General features: G+C 65.6%; 15 protein-coding genes, 1 tRNA gene and 2 pseudogenes. 9 read left to right on the top strand and 9 right to left on the bottom strand.

The window, feature by feature from the left end; all coding sequences use genetic code 11:
- Positions 1–91: 91 nt before the first annotated feature.
- From ACFWM2_RS29650 to ACFWM2_RS29640, 3 genes are all read left to right on the top strand, one after another.
- Complete coding sequence (locus ACFWM2_RS29650; RefSeq protein WP_383286301.1) at positions 92–1567, top strand: FG-GAP repeat protein; 1476 nt, start codon at positions 92–94, stop codon at positions 1565–1567.
- Between the two features lie 206 nt (positions 1568–1773).
- Complete coding sequence (locus tag ACFWM2_RS29645; RefSeq protein ID WP_383286299.1) at positions 1774–2514, top strand: FG-GAP repeat protein; 741 nt, start codon at positions 1774–1776, stop codon at positions 2512–2514.
- A 26-nt stretch (positions 2515–2540) separates the two neighbouring features.
- Positions 2541–3578: a Yip1 family protein gene (locus ACFWM2_RS29640; protein WP_383286297.1), complete on the top strand. Its 1038-nt coding sequence runs from the start codon at positions 2541–2543 to the stop codon at positions 3576–3578.
- Positions 3579–3635: 57 nt separating this feature from the next.
- Here ACFWM2_RS29640 and ACFWM2_RS29635 read toward each other — a convergent pair whose 3' ends face one another.
- From ACFWM2_RS29635 to dcd, 4 genes and pseudogenes are all read right to left on the bottom strand, one after another.
- Entirely contained in the window at positions 3636–5021 is a 1386-nt protein-coding gene (locus ACFWM2_RS29635; RefSeq protein WP_383286295.1) for an FAD-binding oxidoreductase, read from the bottom strand.
- Positions 5022–5217: 196 nt separating this feature from the next.
- Positions 5218–5298, bottom strand: a pseudogene (locus ACFWM2_RS29630) (phosphoribosyltransferase); the annotation flags it as partial.
- A gap of 1032 nt (positions 5299–6330) precedes the next feature.
- Positions 6331–6840, bottom strand: coding sequence for a phosphoribosyltransferase (locus ACFWM2_RS29625; protein ID WP_383286293.1), 510 nt, complete (start codon positions 6838–6840; stop codon positions 6331–6333).
- 183 nt (positions 6841–7023) lie between these two features.
- Positions 7024–7599, bottom strand: coding sequence for a dCTP deaminase (gene dcd, locus ACFWM2_RS29620; protein WP_383286290.1), 576 nt, complete (start codon positions 7597–7599; stop codon positions 7024–7026).
- Positions 7600–8111: 512 nt separating this feature from the next.
- Between dcd and ACFWM2_RS29615 the strand changes: the two genes are divergently transcribed.
- From ACFWM2_RS29615 to ACFWM2_RS29605, 3 genes are all read left to right on the top strand, one after another.
- Positions 8112–8185 (top strand) — tRNA-Gly (locus ACFWM2_RS29615).
- Between the two features lie 612 nt (positions 8186–8797).
- Positions 8798–10285 carry a hypothetical protein gene (locus tag ACFWM2_RS29610; protein ID WP_383286288.1) on the top strand — a complete coding sequence of 496 codons (1488 nt, stop codon included), beginning with the start codon at positions 8798–8800 and terminating at the stop codon, positions 10283–10285.
- Between the two features lie 338 nt (positions 10286–10623).
- A complete protein-coding gene (locus ACFWM2_RS29605; RefSeq protein WP_383286286.1) occupies positions 10624–11271 on the top strand; it encodes a dihydrofolate reductase family protein in 648 nt (215 codons plus the stop codon).
- Between the two features lie 175 nt (positions 11272–11446).
- Here ACFWM2_RS29605 and ACFWM2_RS29600 read toward each other — a convergent pair whose 3' ends face one another.
- Positions 11447–11830, bottom strand: coding sequence for an ATP-binding protein (locus ACFWM2_RS29600; protein WP_383286284.1), 384 nt, complete (start codon positions 11828–11830; stop codon positions 11447–11449).
- Positions 11831–12179: 349 nt separating this feature from the next.
- Positions 12180–12920 (bottom strand): GntR family transcriptional regulator, encoded by a 741-nt coding sequence (locus tag ACFWM2_RS29595; RefSeq protein ID WP_383286282.1) that lies wholly within the window; start codon positions 12918–12920, stop codon positions 12180–12182.
- A 135-nt stretch (positions 12921–13055) separates the two neighbouring features.
- On the opposite strand from ACFWM2_RS29595, the gene ACFWM2_RS29590 reads away from it, so the two are divergent.
- A complete protein-coding gene (locus ACFWM2_RS29590) occupies positions 13056–14111 on the top strand; it encodes a DUF1152 domain-containing protein (RefSeq protein WP_383286479.1) in 1056 nt (351 codons plus the stop codon).
- A gap of 50 nt (positions 14112–14161) precedes the next feature.
- Here ACFWM2_RS29590 and ACFWM2_RS29585 read toward each other — a convergent pair whose 3' ends face one another.
- Positions 14162–14689, bottom strand: coding sequence for a hypothetical protein (locus ACFWM2_RS29585; RefSeq protein WP_383286280.1), 528 nt, complete (start codon positions 14687–14689; stop codon positions 14162–14164).
- Positions 14690–15264: 575 nt separating this feature from the next.
- Entirely contained in the window at positions 15265–18183 is a 2919-nt protein-coding gene (locus ACFWM2_RS29580; RefSeq protein ID WP_383286477.1) for an NACHT domain-containing protein, read from the bottom strand.
- A gap of 158 nt (positions 18184–18341) precedes the next feature.
- Between ACFWM2_RS29580 and ACFWM2_RS29575 the strand changes: the two genes are divergently transcribed.
- Positions 18342–18554, top strand: a complete 213-nt coding sequence (locus ACFWM2_RS29575) for a hypothetical protein (RefSeq protein ID WP_383286278.1) — start codon at positions 18342–18344, stop codon at positions 18552–18554.
- An 848-nt stretch (positions 18555–19402) separates the two neighbouring features.
- Positions 19403–19810 (top strand): NUDIX domain-containing protein, encoded by a 408-nt coding sequence (locus ACFWM2_RS29570; RefSeq protein WP_383286276.1) that lies wholly within the window; start codon positions 19403–19405, stop codon positions 19808–19810.
- 160 nt (positions 19811–19970) lie between these two features.
- Here the strand turns inward: ACFWM2_RS29570 and ACFWM2_RS29565 are convergent.
- Positions 19971–20048 (bottom strand): annotated as a pseudogene (locus tag ACFWM2_RS29565) (VapC toxin family PIN domain ribonuclease); the annotation flags it as partial.
- Positions 20049–20256 lie beyond the last annotated feature (208 nt).

Here is a 20256-nt window from a genome sequence, read left to right as displayed (position 1 = left end):
CAGGACAACTCCAGGCAAACACGGGCGGTCCGCACCCCATTGACTGTGGACGCCCGCCACGCGTCCCCCGCATGCCGCAGGAGAATCCCGCATGCACAAGCACCTGCGCATCGCCCTCGCGACGGCCGCCACGGCCGCGCTGACGGGCGGTCTGCTCACGTTCACGACCACCACGGCACTCGCCGCGGACTCGGTCCATCACCACGAGGCGGACTTCAACGGCGACGGATACGGCGACACCGCGTTCTCCGCGGGCAACGCCACCGTCGGCGGAAAGAAGGAGGCCGGCCAGATCGTCGCCCTGTACGGGTCGGCGAGCGGCGTGACCTCGTCGAACCGCAAGACGGTCAGCCAGAACACCACGGGTGTCCCCGGCTCGGCCGAGAAGGGCGACGCCTTCGGCTGGGTCAGCGCGTACGGCGACTTCAACGCCGACGGCTTCGACGACCTGGCCGTGTCGGCCGCGTACGAGGACGTAGACGGCGACACCGACGGCGGTACCGTCCTCATCCTGTGGGGTTCGTCCGCCGGCCTCACCGGCGGTACGACGATCAAGGACCCGGCGGTCTCCTCGCACGACCGCTGGGGCCACACCCTCGCCGCCGGCGACTACGACGGCGACGGCAAGGACGACCTCGCGGTCGGTTCCTCCGCCAGCACGATCTACGTCTTCAAGGGCGGCATCAGCCCCTCCGGCTCGTACGGCGGCCGCTACACGGTCAAGCCGGACATCGTCTCCGGCGGCCAGTACGCCGGCCCGCTGAACCTCACCGCGGGCGACGTCAACGGCGACAAGAGGACCGACCTCGTGGTCGACGGCTTCGAGACCGACAGCGACTACGGCTGGAACACCAACTACTACATCCCCGGCACGGACTCCGGTCTGGACTCCTCCTCCGCGGTGCAGCTCAAGCGCGGTGTCATCACGGCCATCGGCGACGTCAACGGCGACAGCTACGGCGACATCGTCACCGGCCAGGAGTGGGACCCGTCCACGGACGGCACCCCGTCCGTCCCCGAGTCGGTGACCGGCGGCCAGGTCCACATCATCTACGGCTCCGCCGACGGCCCGGCCAACACGGTGGCCGTCACCCAGAACTCCGGCTCCGTGCCCGGCTCCTCGGAGTCCGGCGACTGGTTCGGCGGCGAGCTGTCCATGGGCGACATCAACGGCGACGGCTTCCAGGACCTCGCCGTCGCCGCCTCGGGCGAGAACCTGGGCGGCGTCGTCAACACGGGTGCGGTGACCGTCCTGTACGGCTCCGCCTCCGGCCTGAACACGTCCTCGGGCTCGCAGTACTTCGCCCAGTCGACGGCCGGTGTGCCCGGCACGGACGAGAAGGACGACTACTTCGGCACCGAGGTCAAGCTCACCGACGTCACCAAGGACGGCCACGCGGACCTGCTGGTCGGCGCGAACGGCGAGAACGACTTCAACGGCGCGCTCACCTACCTGCCCTCCGGCGGCACCAAGATCACCACCACGGGCGCGCGTTCCCTCGCCCCCTCCGCGGTCGGCGTCTCCACCGACGGCTACCCGGTGTTCGGCTCCAACGCCGCCAACTGACGCATTCCCTCTCCCAGTTGGGCCCGCGCCGACCCCGGCGCGGGCCCGACTCGTCTCCCGGCCCCCGCTCAGGTGCCTCCGCCCGGCACACGCTTCGACTCCCCATCCGCACGCCCCTGCGACACCGGGTGCCCCCCGCACAACCCCCGACATCCCCGCATGTCACACGAGTGCCCCCTTCGCCCGCAATCCAGGTTGGAGCCCCCGTGTCGAAGAGACAGCGCATACGGAGATACGTCCTGGCCGCCACCGCCGTCGCCGTGGCGGCCACCGCCGGGGCAGCCCTCGCGTCACCCGCGGCGGCGACCGCTCCGGCGGCGGTGACCAGCGACCTCGACGACGACGGCTACGCGGACCTCGCGGCGGGCGTGCGGGACGCGACGGTCGACGGCAGCACGAAGGCCGGATACGTCAACGTGGTCCGGGGCGGTCCGGAGGGTCTCGGGGCGTACGGCAACACCCGGATCAGCCAGGCCAGGCCCGGCATCCCGGGCGTCCCGGAGCAGGGCGACCGGTTCGGCGCCGCCGTGGCCGTGGCCGACATGGACCACGACGGCCGCGACGACCTCGTCGCGGGCGCCCCCGGCGAGGCGATCGGCAGCCGAGCGAAGGGGGGCGCCGCGACCCTGCTCCTCGGCGGCCCGAACGGCCTCGTCGGCAGGTACGGAGAGGGCCACTCGGTCGCGTACCAGCAGGACACCCCGCGCGTCCCGGGCGTCGCGGAAGCTGGCGACGCCTTCGGCGCGGCGGTCACGACGGGTGACTACGACCACGACGGCACCCCGGACGTGGCGGTCGGCTCCCCCGGCGAGAACGGTTCGTCGGGCGGCGTACGGGTGCTCCCGTCGGCCTCGGTCGACGGCTCCTGCACCATCACCCCCGCCCGACTGGTCCTGGCGTCCCCGACGAGTGCGCTCACCTACGGCAAGACCCTGAGCAGCCACTGAGACCAGGCCTTCTGTCCCCTTAGGGGATGTCACAGGTCGGCCGCAAAGCCGGGCCCAATCCCCCAGGCCGGGCACGTCACTCTCCGGGACCAGGTACGTTCGATTACGTGGCTGGATTCAGGATCGGACGCGGCCGGGACAACCGCACCCCGCAAGGGCGACCGCAACAACACCCGCGGCAGCAGCCGTACGGACAGCAGGCCCCTCGGGCCCCGCAGGCCCAGCAGTCCCCCCAGGGACCGGGCCGGCCGCCGTACGGCTACCCACCCGCGCCGCAGCAGCAGTACGGCGGACAGGGCTACGGCGGTCAGCCCCAGGGCGGACAGCAGGGAGGCTGGCCCCAGGCCGGCGGCGGCCCGGGCGAGCCGGAGTACTACGGCGACGGCGGCCAGGGCTACCCGCAGAGCCCGGACCCGTACGCGGCCAACCAGCCGGGGCACACCCAGGCCTTCGCGGTCGGCGAGGACCCGTACAACCAGGGCGAGACCTACCGCGCCGGTCAGGCCGCGGCCCCGCCGGTGGGCCCGCGCCTGTACTGGAAGGACCTGCTCAAGGGGATCGTCGCCCGCCCCAACCAGACCTTCCTCCAGATGCGGGACTACGCGATGTGGGGCCCGGCCCTCGTCGTCACGTTCCTCTACGGCCTGCTCGCCGTCTTCGGCTTCGACGGAGCCCGCGAGGACGCGATCAACGCCACCCTCTCCAACGCGGTGCCGATCGTCCTCATCACGGCCGTCGCGATCGTCCTCAGTACGTTCATCCTGGGCGTGGTCACCCACACCCTGGCCCGCCAGCTCGGCGGCGACGGCGCCTGGCAGCCGACGGTCGGCCTGTCCATGCTGATCATGTCGATCACGGACGCCCCGCGCCTGGTGGTCGCCATGTTCTTCGGCGGCGACGCGTCCTTCGTCCAACTCCTCGGCTGGGCGACCTGGGTGGCGGCCGGCGCGCTGCTCACCCTGATGGTGTCCCGCTCGCACGACCTGCCGTGGCCGAAGGCGCTGGCAGCGTCGGCGATCCAGCTGATCGCGATTCTGTCGATCATCAAGCTGGGCACGTTCTAGGGCCCGGATCCGCCCCGCTGCTGCGGGGCGGACCCGGCCGGCTCGCCTCTTCGTGAATCAACCGGCCGGCGCCGGCTCGATGTTCTGGTTGGCGTGGAAGAGGTTCTGCGGGTCGTAGGTCCGCTTGATCGCCGCGAGCCGGTCGTAGTGGTCGCGGTAGGTGGCCCTGACCCGCTCCTGGCTCTCGTCGGCGCCGATGAAGTTGACGTACGCGCCGCCCATGGAGTGCGGATGCAGCTCCTCCCAGTAGTCGACCGCCCACTGCCTGATGACCTCCGCGTTCGCGGGATCGGGATCGATTCCGCCGATGACGCCGGACCAGACGGCGTCCCGGTAGGCCCACGCGGTGTCGTCCGCGCCGATCCGATGAGCGGCCGCGTCGATCGGATACAGGTGCATGGTCGACAGATCGGTGGGCAGGCCCTCCGCGTACTTGGCGTGCACGCCGATGGCGTCGTCGGTGATCCGGTCGAAGAAGTCACCGCGCCAGTACCACTGCAGCCCGGCGGGAATCAGCTGGTCGAACATGCTCTGCACCGCGGGGTACGGCATCGGCGCGGTGAAGTGGAAGGCGGGCGGCCCGGCGTCCCGCACCGGTGCGAGCACCTCCTCGACACGGTCGACGTCTCCGGTCCAGCACCACACCACACCGCCCATCTTCTGTCCGTGGATCTCCTCGGGGAACGGCGGCCCCGGCGGCACGGCGAGCACCGCGAAGAACCCGTTCAGATCGTCGGGCGCCTGCGGCAGGAAGTCGCGGTACCACCGCAGTACGTCCTGGATGCGGTCCAGCGTCCACAGGGTGATGCCCAGACCGACCGTGTGCACGGGATGCAGCTCGAAGGTGAAGGACGTGACGACGCCGAAGTTCCCGCCGCCACCGCGCAGCGCCCAGAAGAGATCCGCGTGCTCCTTCTCGCTCGCGGTGACGAACCCGCCGTCGGCGAGCACCACGTCGGCGCTGAGCAGATTGTCAGCGGTCAGTCCGTACTTGCGGGTCAGGTGACCGTGCCCGCCACCGAGGGTGAGCCCGCCGACGCCCGTCGTCGACATGATCCCGGCGGGGGTGGCCAGGCCGAACGCGTGGGCGGCGTGGTCGAGATCGCCCAGCGTGCTGCCGCCGCCCACCTGGGCGGTCTTGGTGACCGGATCGACGCGCGCCCAGCTCATCGGTGACAGATCGATGGTGACGCCGTCGTCCACCAGGCACAGCCCGGGGCCGCTGTGTCCGCCGCCGCGCACGGCGACCTCCAGACCGCGGTCGCGGACGAAGTCGACGGCGTCCATGACGTCGCCTGCGTCCCGGCAGCCCACGATTGCGGCCGGCCGCCGGTCGATCATCGCGTTGTAGACCGTACGGGCCCGGTCGTACCCGGAATCCTCGGGGGCGACGACCGGACCCCGCAGTGCGGTCCGCATCGCCTCCAGTGTGCTGCCGTCCATGACGATCGCTCCCCTCGCGAGGGCCCCGGCACCGTCATGATCCACGGGCGCGGTGGAACGTCACGTACCCAATCGGACACCGCGGGGCTGACCCTTCCAGCGTCTCGCCGCGGGGGCGGGGGCGCATCCGCAGGGGCGACCGCGCGCTGTCACCGGTTGTCACCGGCTCACCAGGTGATCGCCGGTCGACGCCGGCTCAGGCGTCGAGAACCTGGCCGACCCGCGTGACCACGGGGGGTTCGACACTCCACGGGAAGTTGATCCACTCGTCCGTGCGCGTGGTACTCGGGCGACCGTAAGCGGCTCGCCGACGTCTACCGCACCGAACGGCAGCGCCGCCACGACGGACGACGCCGGCTGTGGGCACACCACCGGGCCGCCCTGTCCATCCCGCCGACCGAGAACAGCGCCGGTATCACCCTGTCGCAGTTCGCGATCAGGGTCGCCGAGCACCGGTCGACCGCCGAATCGATCGCGCGGCAAGCCGTACGCTCCGCCGGCTACTGGAAGAGATCATCGGTAGCCGATTCCGGAACCGTGACAGCTAGGACAATCCAGAGGCGTGCGGCCGGCGGAGTGGTAGTGGAAGAGGGTGTCAGATTTCCCTGATCCGCCACACGATGAGCATCTGACCTGTCCAGGACCAGGATTTCTCCGGCGGTAGGAAGGGGTCATCAGATCGCCCCAACCTCGACTCATGACGTAAATTCCGAGAACACAAGTAGCAATAGCGACCAGTTGTCGCGCCGGGCTATCCAGCCCGAGAGCAAGACCGCCACCCATGACTATGATGAGTGCACCGCCACCAAAGGCCACACAGGCCATTTACGCCACGCCCCGTTCCGTCAAGACATCACGGAAATATGTGCCCGCGCGCCAATCCTGCCCCCATTGTCGTGCATTTTGTCTCGAATGACCGACGCATTTCGGGTACGCGTTATTGCGTACGCACAGCACTAGCGTTCCTGCTGGTAAAGGCGGTGCCGCTGTGCCGATCCACCCCGGAATGGCCGAAGGCCTCTCGGCCGGCGTTCATGATCTGTACGCGGATGCCGAGGCGCGGCTGTTGGGAATCGTCGCGAGGCAGCTCGCCGAGGGGTACGAGGCGACGCAGAAGCAGCGCGCCGTCGAGCGCGCGCGGACGCCGCGGCGTTGGCGGCGCGCCTATCCGCTGGCTACGGCACAGCAACGAAGTATCGCAGCCAGTCGCTCCGGGCGGGGATCCCGCCGGCTCGCACAAGTAAGGGCCCCGGCAGTAAGTCGGGGCCCTCGCGCTATCCGTGGAGTGGTGTCCGCGGGGCCAGGCAGGTCAAAGCGCTTCCTTCGAGGGAGTGATCGGCTCCCCCGACTTACGTACTACAGGCAAAACGCTCCACGGGAAGTTGATCCACTCGTCCGTGCGCTTCCAGACGTATTCGCACTTCACGAGGCTGTGCGACTTCTCATAAATCACTGCGGACCGAACCTCGGCTACCGCATCGAGGCAAAAGTCGTGCACCAGCTTCAAGGTCTTGCCGGTATCGGCAACGTCGTCCGCAATCAGAACTTTCTTATTCGAGAAATCAATCACGTTCGGAACCGGAGCCAACATAACGGGCATTTCGAGAGTCTGACCAACTCCTGTGTAGAACTCCACATTGATGAGGTGGATGTTCTTGCAGTCGAGGGCGTAGGCGAGACCGCCGGCGACGAAGACCCCGCCGCGGGCGATGCTCAGCACGATGTCGGGCTCGTACCCGTCGTCGGCGATGGCCTGGGCGAGCTCGCGAACCGCACCCCCGAATCGCTCATAGGTCAGGTTCTCGCGCACGTCAGTCATGGAATTCGCTGCTCCCGAAGGTCTCGCCGCATTCGCTGGGCTCGCTGCGTTCGGTGGACTCGTCGCCTGGGACGGACTGCCTGCCTGCCTGCCTGCCTGCGACGGACAGGCTGCCCGTGCCGGACAGGTTGCCTGCGACGGACTCGCCGACCGCGATGGTGCGGCTCGTCCGGCGCGTTCACCTCACACCTGGGTCCGGTGGAAGTTGAGGAAGGAGCGGGAGGCGGTCGGTCCGCGCTGACCCTGGTAACGGGAGCCGTACCGGTCGCTCCCGTACGGGAACTCGGCCGGCGAGCTGAGCTGGAACATGCACAGCTGCCCGATCTTCATCCCCGGCCAGAGCTTGATGGGCAGGGTGGCGAGGTTCGACAGCTCCAGCGTCACGTGCCCGGAGAACCCGGGATCGATGAAGCCGGCGGTGGAGTGGGTGACGAGCCCGAGCCGCCCGAGCGAGCTCTTCCCCTCCAGCCGCGAGGCGAGGTCGTCGGGGAGCGAGATGACCTCGTACGTGCTCGCCAGCACGAACTCGCCGGGGTGCAGGATGAACGGCTCATCGCCCTCGGGCTCGACGAGCCGGGTGAGGTCCGCCTGCTCGACCGACGGGTCGATATGCGGGTAGCGGTGATTCTCGAACACCCGGAAGTAGCGGTCGAGCCGCACGTCGATGCTCGAGGGCTGCACCATGGTTTCGTCGTACGGATCGATACGGACCCGTCCGGCGTCGATCTCGGCCCGGATGTCCTTGTCAGAGAGAAGCACGCCCCGAGGATACGCAAGGCGCGCGGACCGCCCACAATCGGACGGCCCGCGCGCCCGCGAACTTCCTCGTTACCTCGCCGCTTCCACCGATCAGTGCTTCTGCAGCGTCACCGGAACGACGCTCCGGAGCCGCGCACACCGCGGACACCTGATCAACCGACCGGGGCCGAGCCGCTCGGCCTGCTGCATCGGGAACGAAGTGGTGCTGAATACGTGCCCCTCGGCACAACGGACGACGGTGCGCTCCATCAAGTCCTCGGATTCCCTTCCCCAAGAGCTGCGTCTGACTGACGACGAAAGCCACATTACGGGATGGAAGGGACGGGTCTCCAGGCGGCACTCCGGTTCCGCCGGGACCCTCTCCAGCGCCTCCACCGTACGCCCCAACTTCGGCCCCCCGCAGCCGCGTCCACCCCCCGAAACGCCGCCTGACCCCGTCGGCTTCAGCACCCGGGGCCAGGCATGAGGTAGAGTGAGCGGGCGATTCGACACCGGCTCAACCGGCGTCTTACGCGGGTGTAGTTTAGTGGTAGAACATCAGCTTCCCAAGCTGAGAGTGCGAGTTCGATTCTCGTCACCCGCTCCATAGATGAGGCCCAGGTCGGTGACCTGGGCCTTGTTCGTTGTCTCGACCTGTTCGGCTGTCGCGCACCACATCCGCACCATTACGGCTGTCGGGCGGCTCCTTGTGGTGCTTCGCACGCTGAGCCCGCACCATCTCGTCGAGCCCGTCGGCGACCTCACGCTGACGCCCCTGGTCGGAGTGCTGGGAGATCAGCGCCGCCTTCTCCAAGACTGTCCCGCGCGGGCCATCGTGTCCTTGAGCGTGGCGCACAAGGTCGCCAGGGCGGCTGCCAGAGCGATCGCGAGTGTGAGTACCGCCGCCGCACGCGTAAATGATCTCCGGGCCGGCCACCCACTCACACGTTGAAGACCGCGCCCCAGAGCGGTCCCGGTCAGTCGCGCCTCGTGCAGCCACCGAGTTGACCCCGATCAGTCATGAACCCGCTCCGGGCAAACAGCCCTACCAGGACAAAGAGCTCTTTGAGACGGCGTAGCGGGTGCAGTCCTGAGATGGGAGCGCATCGCGCACAACCTTGAGGGTTTCTCGTGTGTCCAGTGGGGCGACTGAGCTTCAGGTGCTGCCGCTCCTGTCGTTCCGCGGTCCCTGCAGTCCCCGTCCTTCCGCCAAGGAGTCATGTTGCGCAGAGCAGCCACGGCCGCCGCCGTACTCGCACCCCTCATCACCTTCGCCCTCACCCCGGCGACGGCTTCCGCCACCAGTCCTTACAAGGGGGCCAACACCGCAGCCGTCCAGGACGACTTCAACGGTGACGGCTACCGGGACCTGGCTGTCGGCGCGCCCTACGCCGCCAATGGCAGCGTGGAGGAGGCCGGTGCCGTCGTCGTCCTGTACGGGTCGGCCTCATCAGTGAGCACCACGCACCGGACGGTCATCACACAGGCGACCTCCGGTATCCCCGGCGACCCCGAGGAATGGGACGCCTTCGGCACGACGGTTGCCAGCGCCGATCTGGATCGGGACGGGTACGCGGATCTGATCATCGGGACCCCGAGGGAGCAGGTCGGCGACAAGGAGTCCCGGGGCTCCGCAACCGTCGTATGGGGTGGGCCCAGCGGGCTGACGGGCGGTGCGACCATCTCTCCGCCGGCCGGATACGGGGACGGCCGCACGTACTGCGGCTTCGGGAACTCCGTGGCCACAGGTGACATGAACGGGGACGGTGCCCCGGAGGTGACCATTGGCTCGCGCTGCGAGGGCGCCTCCTACACCGGCCCCTTCACCCGAACCGGACAGGCCGCCTCCAACTACCGGGAAAGCCGCCTCGGCGGGACCCGTGGCGTGGTGATGGGAGACGTCAACGGCGATGGCAGGGCGGAGCGTTACTGGCTGGTCGGGCCCGCGGACGACGACCTTCGTGGACCCGTGTACGTCGACAACGGCCCTCCGACCGACGACTATCCCGCCAACTGGCCCATAGAACTTCCACACGCCGACGGCCACGCCGGCCAGATCGGTGACGTCAACGGTGACGGCTACGGCGACCTCGTCACTGGTATCGCGGATGACGATTCCCTTATGAACGCGACCGGCGCTGCGCACCGCGGTGGCGAGATCCAGGTCCTCTACGGCAGCGCGCAGGGCATCACCGTCGACCAGCAGCCACAGGTCTTCCACCAGGACACGGCCGGAGTCCCGGGAACCGCCGAGGACGGCGACCAGTTCGGACAGTCGCTCAGCGTCGGTGACGTCAACGCCGACGGGTACGCCGACGTCCTCGTCGGCTCTCCCGGTGAGGCGGTCGGCACGCTCGAATTGGCAGGCACGGCCGTTCTGCTGCGTGGCTCCGCCTCCGGCCTGACCACGACCAAGGCGGTCGGGTACACCCAGAACACGGCTGACGTACCCGGTGCCGCAGAGGTGGGCGACTCGTTCGGAGCGAGCGTCCACCTCGCCGACCTCAATAAGGACGGCAAGGCCGAGACGGTCGTCGGCGTACCCACGGAGAACAGCGACGGTTGCCTGTGGACCGCCCTCGGCTCGGCCTCTGGCCCGGTCCTGAGCGGTTCGATCAACCTGTGCGGCAAGACCGCCGGAATCACCGTTCGCAACACCAAGGGCTACTTCGGAGCCGCCCTGCCGAGCCCCCACGTCTCCAACTAGGCAGGGGCGCCCTCAACCACCCGGCACCAAGGCTCCGCACCACAGCCGCACCGAATCGAGCGGGGAACTACGGGGAATCACGGTTCGGCCACGCGCGGCGACTCGGGCCGTGATTCCCTCGTTTCACCAGCTCATCGGCCGAATCAGCCCTAGATCACCCCAGCTTCCCAAGCTGAGAGTGCGAGTTCGATTCTCGTCACCCGCTCCATTCGAAGCCCCCAGGTCTTGAACCAGGGGGCTTTTTGTTGTCCTCAGTTGGATGCCGTCGCGGCGATGAGTCCGACGCCGCCCGCAGGTCTACCTTCCGAGCGAAACAACCAACGCATCGGGAGTACGGCATGGGACTCATCGACATCGAGATGTTCGCAACCCTCGACCTCGTCGCGCAGGCGCCCGGCGGCCCCGACGAGGATCCGGTGGGTTTCCCGTTCGGCGGCTGGCAGGCGCCGCTGCTGGACGAGCCCGCCGGGGCCCGGATCGCTGCCGCGTACGAGGGCACGGACGCTCTCCTGCTCGGCAGGCGGACGTACGACATCTTCGCCGCCTACTGGCCGCACCAGAAGGGCGGCGAGGACAACGAGATCGCCACGCTCTTCAACAGCGTCCCGAAGTACGTGGCCTCCCGCGGCAAACCCGACCTCTCATGGGCCGGGTCCACGCAGCTCGGCCCGGATCTGCCCGGCGCGGTGCGCGAGATCCGCGACCGGCACCAGCACATCAAGGTCGTCGGGAGCCTGAACCTGGTGCAGACCCTCCTGCGCGAGAAGCTCTTCGACCGTCTCGGCCTCTGGGTGCACCCGATCGTGCTCGGCGTCGGCAAGAAGCTGTTCGACGGCGGCGAGGTACCCACGAACCTCACACTCCTCGAACCGCCGGCAGCCGGTCCCAACGGCACCGTGTACCTGCGCTACGCGCTCGCCGACGGCACACCCGCGACGGGGGACATGAGCGCACCCGATCGCGGCGTCGAACGCGACGCCGGCTAGCGGACCGCGGGCCCCTGGAGCGTCTGCGCCAGGCACACATACTTGGCTGCAGCCACCTCGTACGCCATAGCTCCGCCTAGTGAGAATCCGCCAGGTCACCTGGCAACCTGCCTACTCAGTCGAGGCGGCCGATGAACACCCTCGAACTCGTGGGCGCCGACTGGGCAGGTCGTTGTCACGGCTTCCAGGCCTGGTCGACCTGGAACGACACGACGGTTCCGCCGAAGGGGCTCGGGCCGGCACTCCAGGAATCTGCCAGCGCGTCGACGAGGAGCAGCCCTCTTCCGTGCGCGTCATTGGCGTCGGGACTGCGCAGCCGGACGTCCGCCGGGAACCCGGGATTGTGAACGGCGACCCGCAGCGCCTCCCCCACCCGGGACCACTCGACTCGCACCCGCCAAGCGTCCTCGGCCTCTCCATAGAGAATCGCGTTCGTCACCAGCTCGGAGAGCATCAGCACACAGTCATCGATCGAACAGGCCAGGTTGTACGGAGCGGTGAACTTACGAAACCAGCGCCGCGCCCGGGCAACGGACTCGGGCACTGGATAGAGGGTCATGCCCCCGATCGGCGGCGGCCCAGCAGCCGTCTCACCGGACTCATTGTGTGCATCCGCCATGAGCACCTCTACTCCCTACCGGTGCCGTCGCAGTCGAGACAGCGCCGCTTGGATGTCGCACGGGCGCGAGCATCGGTGACAGAGAGCGCCAAGGTGGAGCGCGAACCGACGTGCTTCCACCCTCGTCCCCGGCATCCACGGCAGTCCGCTTTCCGCGGCACGTGCCGTAACTCGGTGCGCTCCTGGCTCACGCCCATGCCCCTTCCGGTCAAGTGGCCTTAGCCACTTACTGGATAGTGGCATTAGCCACTCGCAGCCACAAGCGGTTCGCTCAGAGAGACGGGGGTTTCTAGCTGATCGGGTAACCCTGCTCGAACGCCCAACGGCCGGGAGGGTAAGTCGCCTCGGCGAACTCCAGGGGGTGATCATGCATGTCATAGACCACGTGATGGACAATCAGGACGGCTGAACCCGCGTCGAGTTCAAGATCAGCTGCCTCGTCATCGGTCGCCAATCTGGCGCACATCCGATCCTCGGCGTAGCTGCCTTGACGGCCCGTCATGCCCTCCGCATACATGAGCGTCCCCTCCTGAATCCGTTCAGGATCAAGGAGCTTGGGGGCACGCTCGCCAACAGCGGCGCTGAACCATGAAGTGGAGATCGTGATGGGCCCGGACTCGTTCTTGGTCACGCGACGGCGGTGAACAGCTCGGGTTCCAGGCGTCAGACTCAGCGCCTCGGCCACGTAATCCGGGGCCTCAAGCCAACCGGCCGACGTGATCACCGCATACTCGCCAGCCGTGTAGATCTTGCCGGTCTGCTTCGCCCGGCCGTAGAGCTCCCGAGCCCGCCGGTTCACGGCAAGCCCACGCACGTAGGTGCCCGACCCCTGCCGCTTCTCGACCAGACCCTGATGACTCAAGGCTTCCAGCGACCGAGCTGCCGTGGGCCGCGAAACATTCCAGGAAGCCGCGAGTTGCCGCTCCGACGGAACCTCATCGCCAGGCCTCAAGTCGCCTCGCAAGATCTGATCGCGGATGTGGTGAGCGATCTGGAGGTACTTGGGCTGGGTCTCTTCGATCTGCGGCATCGGAGCCCCTTCCCTAAGTGGCTATGACCAGTAGCCACTATAGGGTGAGTGGTCAGCAGGGGAACCCGTACGCTGATGCGGGTGACGCGCTTGATCGTGGCAGCAGGAGGAGGGGGCGACGCAGTCGCCGCCGCAATGCTCGACGCAGCCCTCTACGGAGGTGGCGGAGGCCCGGCGGTGATCCTCACGTACGCGTGGGACCGCCTGCTGATCGATCCGGTACCAGGACCACGAGGACCGGCTAACTTCACGGGCCTGCGTCCACTCACCCCAAGCGTCTGGACCGTGCCCAGCGAAGCAAGGCCAATCGCTCCCGTCGGCTCAACACTCCCCCGGCTGGCAGCCGAACTGCCGCACACCTTCGCCCTGATCGATCCAATGCAAGGCGCCGAGGGCATCGTGCGCCAGCTCGAAGAAGTCATTGAGCATCTGGCCCCCGAGTCCATCGACTTGTTGGACGTTGGCGGCGACATCCTCGCCAAGGGCGACGAACCAACGCTCCGCAGTCCGCTCGGCGATGCCCTCACCCTGGCGGCGTGCTGCCAAGTCAACGCACCCGTAAGGCTCTTGGTCGCCGGTCCCGGGCTGGACGGAGAGATCCCGGCCGAGGACTTGCAGGACCGTATTGGCCCGGTGCTTCTGACGTTCACGGCCGAGCACGTCGACCCGATCAGCTCGGTTCTGGAGTGGCACCCTTCCGAGGCGACGGCCATGTTGGCGGCAACGGCCAGGGGAGTCCGCGGCCTCTGCGAAGTCAGGGACGCCGGCCTGCCCGTCCCACTCCGCGACGAAAGCCCCACCGTCCACGAAGCGGACCTGGACGACGCACTCAATCGCAACGAGCTTGCCCGCGCCATCCTCGCGACGGAGAGCCTGGAGGAGGCCGAGCAGTACAGCCGCGAAATCTGCGGCTACTCGGAGATCGACTACGAGCGGAACAAGGCCAGTTGGCTCGGGATCCAGCCAGAACAGAAGCTCGACCCGGAGGGCACGCTCCGCCAACTCGACCAGTTCGAGGCCGACACCCGCAGCCGCGGCATCACCCACACGACGTTCCGCAGGATCACCGAGGCACTCGGCCTCAACGGCAAGCAGCGCCAGGACCTCAGGGAGCTACTGCTCAGCAGCCGACCGGAGCAGTACGAGGCTCCGCTTTGGCGCATCCCAGCCGCAGAGTCGCTTCCTAGTTGATGGTCGATGGCGGCTTGATGTCGGCGATACAGGACGTCTGCGTCTGGTCATCAGCCCTCCGGCCGGTCGAACGTTGCCACTGCGGAGCGGAAATTTCCCCGTGCCGACCCGGCGGGGTTGATGAGGGCGACAAAGTCGGGGAGAGCGGTCTTGGACGGGGTGCCATCCTCGTTGTGGCTGCCCGGTTCGTCTTCCCACGCAATCAGGTGGATCACGACCGAGTATCGGGCCGCGGGCAGGTCGAACTGCACCGTTTCAGACCATGCTTCGGCGCCTACCGCCTCGATACCGCTGAGCCACGCCTGCCCCGATGAGTGCAGCAGATAGGCGTCCGAGGTGGCCAGGCAGTACCTGCCTTCCTGCTCCGTCAGTTCGGCGGGCCGGCCGACCGCACCTATGCGGACCAGGACTCCGAAGGCACCGTCACACCGGATGTTGATGGGGACAAACGCGCCAGCACGGATATGCCGTTCAACGTCCTCGTCCTCGCCGAGCTGCGGGTCCCAGGTGTCGTAATCGACAATGTCGCTAAAGCGTTGGGGGTCCCAGAGGGCGAGCATTCCAGCGTCGGTCGCCACCGTGGACACGGTCCCAGCAGGGTGCGGAGAAGCAGTCATCCGAGAATCTTGACATCCACAATTGACACAAGCGGCCCCGTCACCCGGGCACGTCCGGGCTGGAGACGAACAACCAAGCCGAGGCAAGGGGTGTCCAGCATCAGGTGAGGCCACAAGGTCAAGCATCAACCGAGACTGGAACGAAGCCACCCCAGCCTAGACACACCTCGGCCGCGGCCTGAGTAACAACTTTCTCTACTGGTTCAAGGCGGCTCGCTCCGCTCCCCGCGCGCGGCCCGACCCCCGGCCGGGCCTGCGCTCCTGTCTCCGCCCCGCTCCAGCCCGGCCGGCGCCGGTGCCGCGCTCAAGCATGCAGTCACCTGGTGCCAGAGAAGGGGTACGTCGTGGCTGGGGCGGTCGGCTCCACGGCTTTACGGAGCCACTTTGGCGCGAGCCTCGAAGATCATGGCCCCAACGTCGTGCTTTACCGGGCAGGTCCACAGACTGCCCGACGCGCCGGAAGCTTACGGGGCCATGATCACTCGCGCCAAAGCAGCGCCACCCCAAAGCCGCTACACCGACCGCTTTTCTACCGCTCAGGAACGCGGGCGCGGAAATATTTTGAGCATTTCGGGTGGAAAGTTGTCGGCGCCTTGCAGGTTTTCGACGCCTCGCACATCGACACTCAGGCCAGGTATATCACACAAGGCTGAAATATCAATCCTCACCGAGGAGGTGCTGGTAATTTTGAGATTGCGAAGCCTGGGAAACTTCTCCCTAATCTGACGCCAGTCAAATTCGTACAAACTGGCGAGAACCAATGTCTCCACACTCTCCATCGGAGAAAGGGTCGACACATACTCACCAGAATGCCACCCAAATAGTTCAAGAGTGGACAGGTGTTCTAGATTAGATATCTCAGGAAACTCCTCCACATGAAATTGAACAAATACTCTGAGCCTCTCCAGGTTAGGCCACCGTGTAATCCCTTGGAGAGTGACGGAGCTGCATGTCCTGTAGCCCAGGTCTAGCGAGGTCAAATTTGTACAGGCGGGTAGCTCGCCAATGTGAGAATAAGGCAGTATAGAGTTCAACTCCAGCGTCCGAAGCTGCGTCAATCCGTCGATACCGGTTTCACTATTCCAATCATCCTGCCAAATCCTGACTGTAGAGATAGGCATACCAGACAACGGCGTAAGGTCACCCAAATGCGCACAGGAGTTAATACTCAGCTCCCTAAGAGAATTGCGCGCCGCAAGAAAATCAAGACTAACCAGGGTGTCATTCTTATATAGTGCCAAAGATCGGACTGTAGTCCGCTCAATTACTCCTTCAATCTGACTAACGGTAAAGTCTCCGGTCAGTGAAATATTGCCAGGGACCGCCAAGCACGTCAGCTCCTCCATCTGCTCGTGTGACTGTATGGCCAAAATGGGAAGCTTTGGCATTCGAGCCAAAACCTCCCGAGCATATTCGCCGATTTCGAACTGATTCCAATGCATCTGCATATACCAGGGGACGAGCCCTTTATCGCAACCTATATACTTCTTAAGAAGCGCCATCGCTGCGTCGCCGCCGATCATTCCAGCAGTATAAACAACTGCTTCGGCTTCGTCCTCTTCCAGGCCCTCCGGCCCGGGCAAAAGATCAATGATTACCCGCCCGGCAGCAGCCAGTATATGGGCTTCTTGGACGCTACGCGGAGGCAACAGAGCTGCTGTCCGACTGTGCACTTCCCTTCTTACTTCGGGGTCCAATTCCGTTGCGTAATCGAGGCATGCTGCAGCTAGCAAATATAGGCGAGTTCGGAGTTGAACGTTGGCGGTATTCCGATCCCCTCGGGATACGAGACGTCGGAGAATTTGGTCCGCATCATCCGGAGTGGCATGGGCCACAGCCATGCGGACGATATCCTCCCAGCGGTCATCATGGGCATGCTTGACTAGAACTCCAATGTTTCTTTTATCGACTGCTGCTTTAGCAGCTAGATAGTCCTGGAACGTCCGATGAACGAAGTCGACGGTGTCGTCGTCCGGGGCACGCAGAACGCCACTGCGTTCCACGAGGTGATCAAGCACAGTCAGTGCGTCTCCTTGCTCGGAGACGTCAGGCATCGACGGGAGTGCTTCGCCGATGTGATGTAGCGCGTCGATTCGACTGATTTCAGTCTGACCATTATCGACCATCCAGTAAGCCAAACGCTGTAGAAGTCGCATGCTCTGACGTTCACTCAGCCGGAGCCCCTCCGGTTGAATATTTCGCTCGCTATCACGCCGGTGCAGCAGCATCGATAGCGCAGCTGCGTACAGTTCCATGCGCCCATGGGGCAAATGCCCATGCCGATCACGATGGAGTGCACAAACAAGAGCACAGAGCAACGGTGTCGTTGTCATCTGAGCCAGACCGTGCTGGGAACGCACGGTCTCCCGCAATTTTACTTCCAGATGATCAAGTTGCTCAACCTCTTCAGGGGCGGTCACGCCTTTTCTTGCGGCATCATGCCACCTGCTTATGAAGACCGATACGTCCTTGATTGCCATCGGCTGGACGGTCAATTCTCCGAACCCAGAGTTCGCTAGCCAGCCATCTGGAACGGCCGTTGGCCTCGTGGTCACCACGAATTGATTAAGCGGATAGGCAGATAGTAACTCGAGGAGCCATTCCCGCGTCCTTGGGCGTTGGTCTTGGGAAACTTCATCTACGCCGTCGATCAGCAGCAGTCCTTGCCCGTCGCTCATTACTCCATCTACCCAACCTGCAGGTTGGGCACTGTTCAAGGGGCAGTTGACCGCTGCTAGATAGTGATCGGGATCTGGGAAGCTATCAGTTCTAGCAAGCGTTCGCAGGGGCAAGATGAAGGGAATATGATCGTTAAGGTGATCCAGTTCCTTAGGCAAGTTCTGGCGGGCTGCTCCCACTGCAAGCCACTGCATGAGAGTCGTTTTTCCGCTCCCTGCAAGTCCTCGGATAAGAACTCGCGGATTTTCAGAAAGGGCCTGCTCTGCTCGAACTCCTGCACCCGTTCGCTCGAGCTCATCCATACCCGGAATAGCAGATGTTTGATCAGGTGAAGTGGCTGCCAATTCCAGGCTTAGATAGGCCGCATCAAGCGGCCAGCAGGATCGATCAGGGCAAGCCAAGTCGAGGCCGATCACTGATAGCTTCTCATGCCTCCTTGCAACGTATTGTCGATATCGCTGCTCAAATCCAACAGGGCCCTCTCCGGATGGTTGTCGAATTCGTTTGCGCTCGATGCGGTAAATCCTGCTGGTGGGTGTATGAGCCTGCTCCCTCAGTTGGAGAAGTGGACCGACATCGGCACGGAGGGCCGTCGCTAGGGCAACGATCGTTTCCTCTGAGGGAACGGAAGAGCCGTTAAGCGCTTTACTTACAGTCGTGCGTCCCAGGCCGACTCTCGACGTTAGAGCCGTGACGCTAATTCTTCGCTCCGCTCGGAGCAGCCGCAGCCGGCGTGCAAGCTCTTCTAGCGGCGACTCGCTGTTCTCGGCGTCCACCACGCCCCCCTGGTCTGCCCGGCTCACCTTGTGTCGCCCCCTTGCCCGCTCCCCGGAGTGTGCCAACGCGTTCATTCTCGTTCACCGTAAACGCCGTTGTACGTGGGTTCGGCCATCTTCCCGTATCACCAAGCCCGGTTGATGGAAGGAAGCACACCGTGAAGACCAGCCTCGACACACTGCCTCTGATTACTCTCGTGATGCTCGCCGCCGTGGTCGTCGCTCTGTTGACGGGTGCTGTGGCGGCGCTCCTGTCTCGGCTGGACGGCGCCTCTGTCCCTCGTGCCCTCCTGCGCGCGGGTGCCGCCTTCGGAAGTTGCCTCTTGGTGGTCGCCTCGTTGTTCGGCGTGATCATTAGTACAGTCAAGTAGCGGAGTGATCCGTCTCAGTTTCCGTCTCGTTCAGCCGCGTACACGACAGTTCAGGCGGGACTCGAAGACGCCCTGACACTGGCAGTCGGCCGCCCATGAACCCAGGTGAACGCCCCCGCACACACCCCACCACCACACCACCACAGTTGGAAAGCGTGTTGGCCTAGCTCTGAAGGCGACGCCCATACCGCTCAGGAGGATGCCCGAGTGTCGTGTTAAGGGCAGCAGACGCTCCCGACGTACGGCTGCCCAATGCAGCCTGCTCCCACGGAGAGGTGACCTGATGATTGCGGTCGCGCCGAGGCAAGTGAGGCAACGCCTGGCGCGACCGAGAATCACTCGTTGCCGTTCCGCTTCACTTCATCGCGTACTGCACGAAGAGAACGAATCGCCGTGATCATCTTCTGTGACAACGCTGGTACTTGGTCGAAGAGGTGCCCAATAACAGCAACACCTCCCGCAACCGAGGCCACAGTGACTGTCACCCAACTCGCCAGTTCCATATAGAGCCTTTCGGGGGGAGTCGACACGCGAGACCGGAAGGTCCGCCTCCGGCCTCCCCCCGAGCCGTGAAGCGGCGCTCGTCCCGAGCCCGCGCAGCGATCAATCCCCTTGTCGGCAACTACATGACTGCTGAGTCCAGTTGACGTTACTGGACCTAGGCTCCTCCTGTCCTGAACATCGGGGAGCTGAGCCGTAGGGACGTACAGCAGTGAAGTAGAGCAACTCCAGCAACGTGCCTCGACCGCAGGTCAGAGTAGCTACCGCCTTCAGAGAACCCGAGCTTCCCAAGCTCAGTGTGCGGACGGTGCTGACGCAGGCGATGCCGTCCGATACGGTCCCGAGCCATGGCGGATGGCAACGGTGTGCCGGAGAAGGTGGCGTGGATCCTGGTTCGGGACGACCGGGTGTTGGTGACGCGTAGTCACGGCAGAGATCGCTTCTACTTCCCGGGCGGTCATCGCGAGCCGGGCGAGTCCGACGGCGAGACCCTGGTGCGGGAGATCGACGAGGAACTGCAGGCGACGATCGACCCCGGTTCCATGGTGCACTTCGGCACTTTCGAGATCGGCGAGAACCATCCGGATCACGGTCCCTTCCGGATGATCTGTTACACCGCCGATCATCGCGGCGAGCTGACCCCGTCGCGGGAGATCGCCGAGAAGGCGTGGTTCCGTTACGCCGATCGGGGCCGAGTCTCGGTCGTCGACGAGATGGCCTTCGACGCGCTTCACGAGGCCGGGCGGCTTTCCTGATCCAGTGACCGCGGCCATTACGGTCGCTTCACCCGCTCTTCTTGAAGCCCCAAGCCAGCGATCTGGGGCTGTTGTGTGACCGGGTGCCTTCCGCGTTTCCTGGCAGGTACCGCGCCCGAAGGCCCGCCCGGTGACCAGGACTTCGGCATCGAGGCCCCCGTCAGAGCGGCAAGTCGTCGGGCAGGACCCGGAACGCTTTGTGGCGGCCCAAGGGGCGTACGGCGCGGAAGTCACGTCTTGTTCCGCGCCCCAAGCCGTGGCCGGGCCTCCGTCCACTCCTGTGGACAGCGTGCCTCCCACTCCAGGAAGAACAGCGCAAGGGCAACCGCGGCCACGTGCTGATCTCCTCATTGCCGTACCCGCTCCCGCTGTACAGGGCTCGCGGAAAGCAGCGCCCGGAAGCCCGCCGCACCAGATCTGGCGGGGAGCAGCAGGGCGTCACAGAA

Source organism: Streptomyces sp. NPDC058371, assembly GCF_042723265.1.
GTDB lineage: Bacteria > Actinomycetota > Actinomycetes > Streptomycetales > Streptomycetaceae > Streptomyces.
This window is presented reverse-complemented; position numbering and strand designations above follow the sequence as displayed.